This is a genomic window from Accumulibacter sp., from assembly GCF_031732815.1.
GTDB lineage: Bacteria > Pseudomonadota > Gammaproteobacteria > Burkholderiales > Rhodocyclaceae > Accumulibacter.
Genome location: NZ_JAVMKF010000305.1, coordinates 1 through 13,063, shown reverse-complemented (window position 1 = coordinate 13,063; position 13,063 = coordinate 1). Strand labels below are relative to the sequence as shown.

The following is a 13,063-nucleotide window of genomic DNA, read 5'->3' as shown; positions in this document are numbered from 1 at the left end:
AGCACATGCAAAGCAGCGGACTCTTCAAACCTCGCATCATCGATGTGCAAAGCCTGTCGCCGGTGCATGCCAGAGTAGTCATGGAACCGTTCGAGCGCGGCTACGGCCACACTCTGGGCAATGCACTGCGGCGGATTCTGCTCTCCTCGATGCCGGGTTACGCGCCGACCGAGGTGAGTATCGACGGGGTGCTGCACGAGTACTCGACGATAGACGGTGTCCAGGAGGATGTCGTCGATATCCTGCTCAATCTGAAAGGCGTCGTCTTCAAGCTGCACAACCGCGATGAGGTCGTGCTGCACCTGCGGAAGGAAGGGAAGGGCGTCGTCCGGGCAGGCGACATCGAGGCGTCACACGATGTCGAGATTATCAATCCGGAGCATGTGATCGCGCACCTCTCGGCTGGCGGCAAGCTGGCCATGGAGTTGAAAGTCGAGAAGTCGCGCGGCTACGTTGCCGGCAATCTGCGCGAGGTCGGCGACGGCGGCAAGAGCATAGGTCGACTGGTTCTCGATGCATCGTTCAGCCCGGTGCGCCGCGTGAGTTATGCGGTGGAGAGTGCGCGCGTCGAGCAGCGGACCGACCTCGACAAGCTGATCATGGATATCGAGACGAACGGTGCGATAGAGCCGGAAGAGGCGATCCGCACGGCAGCGCGAATCCTGATGGAGCAGTTGTCGGTTTTTGCCGACCTTGCGGGTACGGCGATGCCGGTCGAGTACCAGAAGACGGTGCAGGTCGACCCCTTGCTGCTGCGTCCGGTAGACGACCTCGAGCTCACAGTTCGCTCAGCCAACTGTCTGAAAGCGGAGAACATCTACTATATCGGCGATCTCATCCAGCGGACCGAGAACGAGTTGCTCAAGACACCGAATCTGGGGCGGAAGTCGCTCAACGAAATCAAGGAAGTGCTGGCTGCCCGCGGCCTGACACTGGGCATGAAGCTGGAGAACTGGCCGCCGGCCGGACTTGAGCGTTAGGCAGCAGGACAAGAAGAGGAAGGAATCGATATGCGTCACCGTTTGGGTCTCCGCAAGCTGAACCGTACCAGCGCGCACCGTCTGGCGATGTTGCGCAACATGAGCGTTTCGCTGCTGCGCGAAGAGGCGATCAAGACCACGTTGCCAAAAGCAAAGGAATTGCGGCGAGTCGTTGAACCGATCATCACGCTCGGCAAGAATCCGAGCGTGGCGAATCGCCGCCTGGCGTTCAGCCGCCTGCGCGATCGCGATATGGTGGTCAAGGTGTTCGACGAGTTGGGGCCGCGCTATGCAGGTCGCGCCGGGGGTTACCTGCGGATACTGAAATGTGGCTTCCGCGATGGTGACAATGCGCCAATGGCTTATGTCGAACTGCTTGACCGGCCGGAGATCGCGAGTGGCGAAAGTGCTGCCGTCAGCGGCTAGACGGTAGTGCACAGCCTTGCGCCGCCCATGTGCGTGACGGGGCTGTGGCGAGCGCAGGATGGCCAAACAAATTTTCCGCAAGAGCCAGGTGCGCCCTGGCTTTTTTGTCGGCGCAAGTCCCAGGGCTACCCGCTGCGGGTTTTCCGTCCCGTGTCGGCGAGCAGTGGGCGCGCTGTGCGCGGGCTGCGGCGGGTGATCAGCGGTCAGGCTGAGCGACTGGCGGAGCGACCTTGAAAACCTCCGCCAGAGTGGTGATGCCAGCGGCGACTTTCATCGCGCCGGAAATACGCAGGGGTTTCATCCCTTCGCGGAACGCCAGATCGCGTACCTTGGCAATGTCTCTATGGTCGCTGATCGCGAGCTTGACGTCCGGCGAGAGAAGCAGGATCTCGTACAGTCCAACGCGACCAAGGTAGCCGGTCATTCGGCAGTCGAGGCAGCCGATTGGACGGTAGAGCTGCGTCGGGCGATTGGCCTTCCACGGCGCGACCAACTGATCCCACATGTTGGCGTCGACCACGCTTGCTTCTTGCAGCACCTTGCAGTGCGGACAGAGGATTCGCACCAGACGCTGCGCCATGACGCCAAGCACGGTCGCACTGAGCAGGTAGGCTGGGATGCCGAGATCAAGCATGCGGGTGATGGCTGAGGGCGCATCGTTGGTGTGCAGCGTGGACAGCACGAGATGGCCGGTCAGTGCCGCTTGGATCGCCACCTCGGCCGTTTCCAGGTCGCGGATTTCGCCGATCATGATGATGTCAGGGTCCTGACGCATGAGCGCACGTACACCCTGTGCGAAACCGAGGTCGATGACGTTCTGCACCTGCATCTGGTTGAATGATGGTTCAACCATTTCGATCGGATCTTCGATCGTGCACACGTTGACTTCGGGTGTGGCGAGCTGCTTGAGCGTCGAGTAGAGCGTCGTCGTCTTGCCGGACCCGGTCGGCCCGGTGACGAGGATGATTCCGTCGGGTCGTTCGACCATCTGCTTCCAGCGCAGCTGATCGTCGTCGGTGAAGCCGAGGTCGGTGAAATTGCGCACCAGCACTTCGGGGTCGAAGATGCGCATGACGAGTTTCTCGCCAAAGGCGGTCGGCAATGTCGATAGACGCAGTTCAGCCTCCTGGCCATCGGCTGTCCGCGTTTTTATTCGACCATCCTGCGGGCGGCGCTTTTCGACCACATCCATTCGGCCGAGGATCTTGATCCGGTTGATCATTGCCGCCATGACGCTGGTCGGAATCTGGTACACCTGATGGAGAATTCCGTCGATGCGAAAACGTACGATGCCGAGCTCACGCCGGGGTTCGATGTGGATGTCGCTCGCCCGCTGATCGAAGGCGTACTGCCATAGCCAGTCGACGATGTTGACGATGTGCTGGTCGTTCGCATCGAACTGGCGGTTCGTTCGACCGAGTTCAACAAGTTGCTCGAAGGATGACAGGTTACCGCTGGGGCCGCCAAGCTGCGCCGCTTTCTTGACCGAGCGGGCCAGGTTGTAGAATTCGATAAGATAGCGCGCAACGTCAACCGGGTTGGCCACGACCCGGCGGATCTCCTTGCGAGCGATCGCCGTGATTTCCTTTTCCCAGTCGCGCAGGAAGGGTTGCGTCGTCGCGATCACCACTTCTCGTGTCGTCACCTGAATCGGAAGGATGCCGAAGCGTGTGGCGTAGGCGCTCGACATGACTTCGGTGACCGCCGAAAAGTCGACCTTCAGTGGATCGATGTGCACATAGTCGAGTCCGACTCGCCGCGCCATCCAGGCGCCGAGTTCTTCCAGCGTCAGGGGGCGATGCGGCTCACGCAGTGACTTCCATTGCTGGTCGGCGATGACCACCAGCGGGTGCGCGGAAATGCGTTGCAGACGGCTTTCCTTGAGCAGCGAGTCGGACTCTTTGGCGGCAACCAGTTCGTCATCGACGAGCCAGCCGAGGACTTCGGCGAGCGTCAGGCGATGTTCGAAGGTATTGGCGGCCGCTGCTTCGCGCACCGATCAACTCTTGGTCAATGGAGGTGGTGTCTGCCGCAGGTGTCGACCGCGTACGCTGCCGAACGGCACTCAGGAGGGCAGAGGTTCGGCGTTGCCCAGTGCCGTGGTGTTCAATCCGCCATCGACATACATGATTTCGCCGGTGATTCCGCTGGCCAGATCGGAGAGCAGAAAAGCCGCCGCGTTGCCAACTTCATCGATCGTGATATTGCGCCGAAGCGGCGCGTTGTGTGCGTTGTACGCCAACAGACGCGAGAAATTGCCGATGCCCGATGCGGCGAGCGTCTTGATCGGTCCGGCCGAGATGGCGTTGGCGCGGATACCTTGCGGACCCAGGCAAAAGGCCAGGTAGCGGGTGGCCGCTTCGAGACTTGCTTTGGCCAGTCCCATCGTATTGTAGTTGGGCAGCGTGCGCTCGGCGCCCAGGTAGGAAAGCGCCAGAAGGGCAGGCTGCCGGCCCTTGAGGAGCAGCGGGCGAGCCGCCTTGGCGAGCGCCGGATAGCTGTAGGACGAGATGTCGTGCGCAATACGGAAGGCGTCGCGCGTGATGCCATCGAGAAAGTCTCCTTCGATCGCCTCGCCGGGGGCGTAGGCGATTGAATGAACCAGCCCGTCGAGGCCATCCCACTCGCTGGCAAGGTCGGTGAAGAGCTGTGCAATCTCCGCATCGTCGGAAACATCGCAGCGGTAGATGAGGGTGCTGGCGAATTCGCGGGCGAACTTGGCAAGGCGGTCCTGGAAGCGTTCGTTCTGGAAGGTAAACGCCAGTTGCGCGCCTTCGCGATGGCAGGCGCGAGCGATACCGTAGGCGATCGAGTGTTTTGACAGCACGCCCGTGATCAGGATGCGCTTGCCGGCAAGGAATCCCATTGCTTCTCCCGTAACGAAAATTTTGCAAGGTTTGCAGTTCCTGCGCGAATCTGCTTCGCTCGCGCATTATAAAGGAACTGCTCGCGACACCGGCGATTGTCGGTTGCACGCCCATGAGGGCGTCCCGGGGTCGGCGGTGCAGCCAAGATCTGTCCGTTCGCGCTACACTTGCCGCATGTGGTTCGTGCGCATCGTCTGCCTGTTCCTGCTCCTTCTGATTTCTGCCTGCGGCAGCGAGCAGAACGATCCTTATCCGGTGCGCGAGCGTGGACTGAACATCCTGTACTCGGCTTTCACCGAACGGCCGAAGCACCTTGATCCAGCGCAGTCGTATACCGAGGATGAGATCACGTTTACGGCGCAGATCTACGAGCCGCCGCTGCAGTACCACTACCTCAAGCGTCCGTACACGCTGATCCCGGCGACCAGTGCGAGCGTGCCGATTGCCCGTTATACCGATGCGCAGGGCCGGGATCTGCCAGCCGATGCGGCGCCCGAGCAGATTGCCTACAGCATCTACGAGGTGCGCATACGGCCGGGGATTCGCTACCAGCCGCATCCCGCCTTTGCCCTCGATGTGGACGGACAGCCGGTGTACGGCGCCCTGAAGCGCGATCACTTGCGCGACATCGAGACGATCGCGGATTTTCCCAGCGTTTCCACGCGGGAACTGGTCGCCGACGATTACATCTATCAGATCAAGCGGCTGGCGCATCCTCGTTTGCACTCGCCGATTTTTGGCATGATGGCCGAGCGCATCGTCGGCCTGCGTGAACTGGGCAAGGCGCTGCACGAAGAGGCGAACCGACTGCCGGCGACCGCCTGGCTCGACCTGGATCGTTTTGCGCTGCCCGGAGTGACGCGCCTTGACCGCTACTCGTATCGAATTACCTTGCGTGGCAAGTATCCGCAGTTCGTCTACTGGTTGGCGATGCCGTTCTTTGCGCCGGTACCACGCGAGGTGGACCGCTTCTACGCGCAACCGGGAATGGCTGAAAAGAACCTGACTCTGGACTGGTATCCGGTGGGTACCGGCCCGTTCATGTTGACCGAGAACAACCCGAACAGCCGCATGGTTCTCGAACGGAATCCGAATTTTCATGGCGAGACCTATCCCTGTGACGGCGAAGCCACCGATCACGCAGCCGGCCTGCTGGCCGATTGCGGCAAGCCGCTGCCGTTCATCGAGCGCGCCGTTTTCTCCCGGGAAAAGGAGAGCATTCCCTATTGGAACAAGTTCCTGCAGGGCTACTACGACGCGTCCAGCATCTCGTCCGACAGCTTCGATCAGGCGGTACGGCTCGGTGTTGGCGGTGATATCGAACTGAGCGACGAGATGCGTGGCAAGGGGATCAGGCTGTTGACCAGCGTGCGCGCGTCGATCTTCTATCTCGGCTTCAACATGCTCGACCCGATCGTCGGCGGCTTGAGCGAGCAGACGACCAAGTTGCGCCAAGCTCTGTCGATTGCCATTGATCAGGAGGAATTCATCTCGATCTTCATGAACGGGCGCGGAATCGCCGCCAGCAGTCCGCTGCCGCCGGGAATCTTTGGCTACCTCGACGGTGAGGCGGGAAGCAATCCGGTGGTTTATGACTGGGTCGACGGACAGGCACGGCGAAAGCCCTTGAGTACTGCCCGCAAGCTGCTGGCTGAGGCCGGCTGGCCGAACGGAAGGCACGTGGCCACCGGCGAGCCGCTCGTGCTGAACCTCGATACGACGACTGGTGGCATGGGCGACAAGTCACGTCTCGACTGGCTGACCCGTCAGTTTGCCAAACTGGACCTCCAGCTTGTCGTCCGTTCGACCGATTTCAATCGCTTTCAGGACAAGGTGCGCAAGGGCGCCGTGCAACTCTACTACCTTGGCTGGAACGCCGACTACCCCGATCCGGAGAACTTTCTCTTCCTCTTGGCCGGAGCAGAAGGAAAAGTGGTGAGAGGTGGCGAAAACGCGTCAAACTACGTCAATCCCGAGTACGATCGCCTGTTTGAACAGATGAAGAACATGGAAAGCGATGGGCCGCGCGCGGCCGAGCGGCTGCGGATCATCCGCCAGGCGGTCGCCGTTCTGCAGCACGACGCGCCCTGGATTTATGGCTTCCATCCGAAGAGCTATACCCTTGGCCACGCCTGGCTGCACAATCGCAAGCCTACCGATGTTGGCAACAACATTCTGAAGTATCAGCGGATTGATGGCGGCGAGCGGGCACGCTTGCGGCAAGCGTGGAATCGGCCGGTGCTCTGGCCGCTGTTCGCTGTCGCACTGCTCGGGGTTGGTCTGTTGATGCCCGCCGCTCTCGCCTATCGCCGGCGCGAGCGCGGGACAGCCCGCTGATGCAGCGCACGATGGTCTGCGTGCGGCGCGCGGCTGCCCGGGTTTGACGAGCGGGAGTCGAGCATGCTTGCCTACATCGTCCGCCGTCTGCTCTATGCGTTGCCCATTCTGATCGGCGTCAACCTGATCACCTTCGCGCTTTTCTTCGTTGTCAATACACCCGACGACATGGCGCGCATGCAGTTGGGCGTCAAACGCGTGACGCCCGAGGCAATTGCCAAGTGGAAAGCCGAGCGCGGCTACGATCGGCCGTTGTTCATCAACCCCGCAGCGGCTGGCGTCGGCGTCGTCACCGAGACGATTTTCTTCGCCAAGTCGGTTCGCATGTTCGCTGGCGACTTCGGCCGCGCCGAGGATGGCCGTGACATTGCGCGGGAAATTCGCTTGCGCATGGGACCGTCGCTGGCGATTGCAGTGCCGACCTTCGTTCTCGGTTTGCTGGTGAGCGTCTCGTTTGCCCTGCTGTTGACCTTTTTCCGTGCCGGAGCGCTTGATTTCTGGGGAGTTGTCGTCTGCGTCGCGATGATGTCGATCTCGGGTCTGTTCTACATCATCGGCGGTCAGTATCTGGTCAGCAAGCTGTGGCGGCTGGTGCCCATCTCAGGCTACGCGGGCGGCGTCGACGCCTGGAAGTTTCTCATTCTCCCGGTGGTGATTGGTGTCGTTTCCGGGATCGGCGCATCGACGCGCTGGTATCGAACGATGTTTCTCGAAGAGATCGCCAAGGACTACGTGCGCACGGCGCGTGCCAAGGGACTGTCCGAAGTCGTCGTTCTCTTCCGGCACGTTCTGCGCAATGCCCTGATTCCGATCCTCACCGGCGTCGTTGTCGTCATCCCGCTGTTATTCATGGGATCGCTGCTCAGTGAATCGTTCTTCGGCATCCCGGGACTTGGCAGCTACACGATAGACGCGATCAACGCGCAGGACTTTGCCGTTGTGCGCGCGATGGTCTTCATCGGATCGGTGCTCTACATCGTTGGCCTTATCCTGACCGATCTGTCGTACACGCTCGTCGACCCGCGCATACGCTTCGCCTGATGGACTTCCTTCCCGTCCTTCTCTGGTCCGATCTGCTCATCTGGGGGCTGGTTGCCGCCTCGCTTGCGCTCGCCTGGCTTTCCGCCCGCAGCCCGCTGCTGCGCTCGGCCTGGCGGCGCGTCGGCAGCCACCGGAGCGGGATGGCTTCGGCTACCGTGCTGCTCGTCTTCGGCGCGATCGGTCTGCTCGACTCGCTCCACTATCGCCCGGCCCTGGTCGCACCATCCGCTGAGTCGACGGCTGCCGCCAATCGTCAGGGCACGGCGTACTCAGTCGAGGTGCTTTCGCTGCTCGACTGGCTGGTCGCCTCACTGCGCGCGCGCAGCGAGAAGACCTATTCCGAGCCGTTGGCAACGCGCGCCTATGCCAAGGAGGCGATCGATCTGCGCACGGCTGACGGCCGTGTTCGTCAGGTTCGCGACTATCCGCGCCTGAAGTTCGGTGGCGCTCATCTGGGTGACGACGAAGCGCGGCGTGACGCCGACATCGCGCAGCGTTTGCTGCGCGCACTGGCTCTCGCGGCGGCGATCTGGTGTGCCCTTGCCGGCGTTGCGGTGGCCGCACTGGCACGAGCTGGAAACTGCACGCTGCTCGCCGCCTGGCGTTGTATCTGGCGCGGTCAGACCGAATTCGCCTGGAACGCGGTGCTCATTGCGCTGGCCTGCGTGCTCGCCTGCGCCTTGTCCTTGGCTGGCCTGGCCGACGACTATCATATCTTCGGGACCGACAAGGTAGGGCAGGATGTCCTTTACCAGATTCTCAAGAGCGTTCGCACTGCTCTCGTCATCGGGCTGGTGACGACGCTTGTCATGTTGCCGCTGGCTGTCGTGCTGGGCGTCATGGCCGGCTACTTCCGCGGCTGGGTCGATGACCTGATCCAATACCTCTACACCACGCTCAGTTCGATTCCTGGCGTTCTGCTGATTGCCGCGGCGGTGCTGATGATGCAGGTCCTGATTGATACGCATCCGCAGTGGTTTGCCACCGCGGCTGAACGCGCCGACCTGCGCCTGCTGGCTTTGTGCCTGATTCTCGGCCTGACCAGTTGGACCGGCCTTTGCCGCCTGCTGCGTGGCGAAACGCTGAAACTGCGCGAACTCGAGTTCATCCAGGCCGCGCAGGCTTTTGGCGTTGCCGATCTGCGCATCATCGCCCGCCATATCGTGCCGAATCTGATGCACATCGTGATCATTGCGCTGGTCATGGATTTCTCCAGCCTGGTCCTGGCCGAGGCGGTGCTTTCCTACGTGGGCATTGGCGTGGACCCGACGATGATCAGCTTTGGCACGATGATCAACAACGCGCGCATGGAACTGGCACGCGAGCCGATGGTGTGGTGGTCGTTGAGCGCGGCCTTCAGTTTCATGTTGGTGCTGGTTCTGGCGGCGAATCTGCTCGCGGACGCCGTGCGCGAGGCGTTTGATCCGCGCCTGGCAGGTTCCGCATGAGCGCCGCGGAGAAGCACGGCGTGCGTGCCATCGACGGCGCGGTCCTGCTCGAGGTGCGCGGACTACGCGTGGCGTTTGCCGCGCAGCGCGCGCTCCTCGCGGCGGTCGACGGCGTCGATTTCCGCGTCGCTGCAGGCGAGACGCTGGCACTCCTTGGCGAGTCGGGCTGCGGCAAATCGGCGGCGGCACTCGCCACCTTGCGCCTGTTGCCGCCAGCCGGTCGAATCACGGGTGGCGAGGTGATTTTTTCCGGGCGCAGTCTGCTCGACTTGCCCGAAGCAGAGATGCGCGGCGTGCGCGGCGGGGGCATCGCCATCATCTTTCAGGAACCTGCGACCAGCCTCAACCCGGTATTGACCGTCGGCCGGCAACTCGCTGAAGTCCTTGCCCGTCATCTCGCGGTAACCGGGCAGGCGGCCCAGGTGCGCGCGCGCGAGTTGCTCGAGGCGGTCGGCATCGCCGACGCGCAGCGCCGCCTGAGCGAGTACCCGTTTCAGCTTTCGGGGGGGATGAAGCAGCGGGTGATGATTGCGATGGCGCTGGCGGGCGAGCCACGCCTGTTGATTGCCGACGAACCGACGACCGCACTCGATGTCACCATTCAGGCGCAAATCCTTGATCTGTTGCGCGACATCCAGCGCCAGCGGGGTATGGGCGTTCTCTTGATCACGCACGACCTGGGCGTCGTCGCGCGCATGGCGAGTCGCGTCGCGGTCATGTATGCCGGTGAAATCGTCGAGGAAGCGCCGCGCCAGGCTTTCTTTTCTTCGCCTCGGCATCCGTACACGCAGAGCCTGTTTGCCGCCTTGCCCGATCTGGCCGGGCGTGGCGGACGTCTGGCGACCATACCAGGTCAGGTGCCGCCACTTTCGGCGATGCCGCCCGGTTGTCGCTTTGCCGAGCGCTGCGCGCATGCCTGGGCGCTGTGTAGGGCCGAAACGCCACGATGGACCTCAGTCGACGTCGACCACCGTGTGCGCTGCCATCTTGTCGGTTTGGCTGAATCGCCTAGCCGCGCGGGCGCGGCCAGCAGCGCAGCGCCCGCGTGCGCTGACCGCCCGGAAGAGCCCATCGAGGGGGTCGCTCCGCTGCTCGTTGTGCACGACCTGTGCGTCCATTTTCCCATTCGGCGTGGCATCCTGCAGCGTACCGTTGGCCACGTGCGCGCGGTCGACGGCGTCTCGCTCCGCCTGCAGCGCGGGCGCACGCTGGCACTCGTCGGCGAGTCAGGTTGCGGCAAGACGACGGTCGGCAAGGCGATTCTGCAGCTTGTCGCGCCGACCAGCGGCGCCGTCCGGCTCTCCGGGCAAGACTTGTGCGGCATGTCGGGCGCCGCGCTAAGACCTTTCCGTCGCCGTATGCAGATGATTTTTCAGGACCCGTTTGCCTCGCTTGATCCGCGCTCGTCGATTGGCGAGATCATTGGCGAAGGGCTGCAGGCACTCGCCGCACCGGCGGCAGGCGCAGGTGGCGAGGCAATCGCCCAGGTTCTGCAGCAGGTTGGCCTTGATCCGGCGGTCATCCAGCGCTATCCGCACGAATTCTCGGGTGGTCAGCGACAACGCATCGCAATCGCACGCGCCCTGGCGGTCGAACCGAGCCTGGTGGTTTGCGACGAACCGACTTCGGCGCTCGACGTCTCGGTCCAGGCGCAGATTCTCAACTTGCTGGCCAAATTGCAGACCGATCTGGGTCTGGCCTACCTGTTCATCACGCACAATTTTGCCGTCGTCGACCATTTGGCGCACGAGGTCGCAGTGATGTACCTTGGCCGAATCGTCGAAAGCGGTACGGTCGACGATGTGCTTCGTTCGCCGCAGCATCCCTACACGCGCGCCTTGCTTTCCGCCGTGCTCAGTCCGCGGCTGGGCGAAGAGCGGGAAGCCATTCGCCTGGCGGGTGAACTTCCTTCACCCGCCAAGCCACCGGCAGGCTGCCATTTCCATCCGCGTTGCCCGCAAGCGAGCGCTTCATGCCGCGAGCAATACCCGGCAGCGACTGCTTTGAGCGCGACGCACACGGTCAACTGCCATCTCTACGGCTAGCGCTGACAGCCGCTCCTGCCTGTCGCATGCGGCGCGGCAGGCGAGGGCAGTGCTGCCCTCACCGCTTAGAGCGTGTTCTGTACGAGCTGGATGGTCAGGGTCTGCCCGGCTTTGATCGAGCGTGCCGGCAGGCGGTTCCAGCGCAACAGGTCGTCTTCGTCGACCCGGAACTGGCGCGCAATCGAAGCCAAGGTATCGCCGCGGCGAATGGTGTACTGGGCCAGCCGGGCCGGCTTCCGGGCGCCAGTATGCGCCGCCGCCGTGGTCGCTTCGGTCTTGCGGCTGGTCTTCGCTTCGTTCTTGCTGTCGGGTTTCCTGCTTTCCACCTTGGCCAGCGTCAAGCGGGAATCGGCAGTCCGCGCACGCCGGTTGTCGTTCTCGGCGAGCTCGGCTGGCGGGCGCCCCGCTGCGCTGCCGCCTGGCGTAGCGATCGCGAGCTTGGTACCCGGAACGACATGGTCGTTACGAATCCTGTTGAGCTGTTTCAGTTCACTCAAGCCGATGCCGTAGCGCTGTGCGACCTTGAGCAAGGTCTCGCCCTTGCTGACCGTGTGCGTTCTACGCACTTCGGTTGTGACGGCCGGCGTGCTGCGCGCGTTTGGAGATCTACTTTCAAGCTCGGCTGCGGCGACGCGTTGTGGCTCTCGGCTGGCAAGTTTGCTGCTGGCGGCAGGAACGACAACCGTCAGCCGCGTTCCTGGAGTCACCTTGTCTGCGCGCAGCTTGTTGGTGTCCTTAAGCTCAGCCGTCGTCATTCCGTACTGCTGGGCGACCTTGAACAGCGTTTCACCCTTGCGCACGACGTGCACACGCGGTGTCACTGTCGGCGTCTGGACGTGGACGGGCTCCGGCTGGCGCGGCTGGACGAGTGGGCGTGGCGGCTCGCTGCTCGCCGCAGCAATCGCCGGCGGTTCCGGCAGGCCAGCCAGGTCAGCAGCGTCAGCACCCTCCTTGCCCGCGACCAGCAGGGGCTGGCCCGCCGCCACCCTGGCTTTGCCGTTGATTCCGTTAACTGCCTTGAGTGCGGCTACCGTCATGCCGAAGCGCGCAGCCACCTGCTCGAGCGTTTCGCCTGGTCGCAGCGTGTAGGCTTGCCAGGAAGCGAGAGGCTGCTCGCTTTCCTCATGCGCCTCCAGGTTGTTGATGAAGCGGTCGACCTTGTCGGCCGGGATGACCAGCGGCGTTTCCGACTTGATGACTGGGCGGTTGTGCGCCGGATTCAGCGCAACGAACTCCTGGACTGGCATTTCGGCCAACTTGGCGGCCAGCTTGACGTCGATGTTTGCCGTTTTCGTGACCGTGGCGAAATACGGCCGGTTCGGGACGCCGCGGAGGTTCAGATTGGTGAGTACTTTCGGATTGCTGAAGATGTTCTTCAGCGCCTGCAGTTTTGGCACATACTGCCTGGTTTCGTCGGGCATGCTCAGGCTGAGATAATCGGTTGGCAGCCCCACCGCCTTGTTCTTGTTGATGGCGCGGCCGACGGCACCTTCACCCCAGTTGTACGAGGCCAGCGCCAGGTGCCAGTCGCCGTGCAGTTCGTAGATGTACTGCAGGTAGTCGAGCGCCGCAGCGGTGGACGCGATGATGTCGCGGCGTGCGTCCAGCCACCAGTTTTGCTCCAGTTTGTACTGTTTGCCGGTGGCCGGAATGAACTGCCACAGGCCGGACGCGCGGCTGCGCGAGTAGGCCGTCGGGTTGTAAGCGCTCTCGACCATCGGCAGCAAGGCAAGCTCCATCGGCATACCGCGCTTTTCAATTTCCTCGACGATGTGATGCAGATAGCGACTGCTGCGCTCGACCATGCGGCGCAGCGATTCAGGGTGGTTCAGATACCATTGCTGGTGATGCAGGACCGAGGGGGTGTTGATGTTCGGCATCGAAAAGCCCTGCCGAATTCGCTGGTAGAGTTCCTCGGG

9 protein-coding genes are annotated in these 13,063 nt (G+C 62.6%); 6 read left to right on the top strand and 3 right to left on the bottom strand.

Annotated features, from left to right (window positions below):
* The first annotated feature begins 5 nt into the window (after positions 1-5).
* Positions 6-980, top strand: a complete 975-nt coding sequence (locus RKP46_RS18325; RefSeq protein ID WP_311107961.1) for a DNA-directed RNA polymerase subunit alpha — start codon at positions 6-8, stop codon at positions 978-980.
* 30 nt (positions 981-1,010) lie between these two features.
* Positions 1,011-1,406: a 50S ribosomal protein L17 gene (gene rplQ, locus RKP46_RS18320; RefSeq protein WP_311107959.1), complete on the top strand. Its 396-nt coding sequence runs from the start codon at positions 1,011-1,013 to the stop codon at positions 1,404-1,406.
* 196 nt (positions 1,407-1,602) lie between these two features.
* Here the strand turns inward: rplQ and RKP46_RS18315 are convergent, their stop codons facing one another.
* Together RKP46_RS18315 and fabI are read right to left on the bottom strand one after the other, a co-directional pair.
* Entirely contained in the window at positions 1,603-3,402 is a 1,800-nt protein-coding gene (locus tag RKP46_RS18315; protein ID WP_311107958.1) for a GspE/PulE family protein, read from the bottom strand.
* A 69-nt stretch (positions 3,403-3,471) separates the two neighbouring features.
* Positions 3,472-4,272, bottom strand: coding sequence for an enoyl-ACP reductase FabI (gene fabI, locus RKP46_RS18310; RefSeq protein WP_311107957.1), 801 nt, complete (start codon positions 4,270-4,272; stop codon positions 3,472-3,474).
* A gap of 175 nt (positions 4,273-4,447) precedes the next feature.
* Here fabI and RKP46_RS18305 point away from each other — a divergent pair, with 175 nt between their 5' ends.
* The 4 genes from RKP46_RS18305 to RKP46_RS18290 all read left to right on the top strand — a co-directional run bounded on the left by RKP46_RS18305 (position 4,448) and on the right by RKP46_RS18290 (position 11,144).
* Entirely contained in the window at positions 4,448-6,610 is a 2,163-nt protein-coding gene (locus RKP46_RS18305; protein ID WP_311107960.1) for an ABC transporter substrate-binding protein, read from the top strand.
* A gap of 63 nt (positions 6,611-6,673) precedes the next feature.
* A complete protein-coding gene (locus RKP46_RS18300; RefSeq protein WP_311107956.1) occupies positions 6,674-7,651 on the top strand; it encodes an ABC transporter permease in 978 nt (325 codons plus the stop codon).
* The gene (locus RKP46_RS18295; protein ID WP_311107955.1) at positions 7,651-9,099 is read left to right on the top strand and encodes an ABC transporter permease; all 1,449 of its coding nucleotides are present in this window, start codon (positions 7,651-7,653) and stop codon (positions 9,097-9,099) included. Before RKP46_RS18300 ends, RKP46_RS18295 begins: the two co-directional genes overlap by 1 nt.
* The gene (locus RKP46_RS18290; RefSeq protein WP_311107954.1) at positions 9,096-11,144 is read left to right on the top strand and encodes an ABC transporter ATP-binding protein; all 2,049 of its coding nucleotides are present in this window, start codon (positions 9,096-9,098) and stop codon (positions 11,142-11,144) included. The genes RKP46_RS18295 and RKP46_RS18290 overlap by 4 nt, the downstream gene beginning before the upstream one ends.
* Before the next feature lie 65 nt (positions 11,145-11,209).
* Here the strand turns inward: RKP46_RS18290 and RKP46_RS18285 are convergent.
* The coding region (locus tag RKP46_RS18285) for a LysM peptidoglycan-binding domain-containing protein (RefSeq protein ID WP_311107953.1) at positions 11,210-13,063 on the bottom strand (1,854 nt) is incomplete at its 5' end.

Excerpts from the sequence above, each read along its gene's own strand:
- RKP46_RS18325 (WP_311107961.1), top strand. The coding sequence starts at position 6 with ATGCAAAGCAGCGGACTCTTCAAACCTCGCATCATCGATGTGCAAAGC.
- rplQ (WP_311107959.1), top strand. The coding sequence starts at position 1,011 with ATGCGTCACCGTTTGGGTCTCCGCAAGCTGAACCGTACCAGCGCGCAC.
- fabI (WP_311107957.1), bottom strand. The coding sequence starts at position 4,272 with ATGGGATTCCTTGCCGGCAAGCGCATCCTGATCACGGGCGTGCTGTCA.
- RKP46_RS18305 (WP_311107960.1), top strand. The coding sequence starts at position 4,448 with ATGTGGTTCGTGCGCATCGTCTGCCTGTTCCTGCTCCTTCTGATTTCT.
- RKP46_RS18300 (WP_311107956.1), top strand. The coding sequence starts at position 6,674 with ATGCTTGCCTACATCGTCCGCCGTCTGCTCTATGCGTTGCCCATTCTG.
- RKP46_RS18295 (WP_311107955.1), top strand. The coding sequence starts at position 7,651 with ATGGACTTCCTTCCCGTCCTTCTCTGGTCCGATCTGCTCATCTGGGGG.
- RKP46_RS18290 (WP_311107954.1), top strand. The coding sequence starts at position 9,096 with ATGAGCGCCGCGGAGAAGCACGGCGTGCGTGCCATCGACGGCGCGGTC.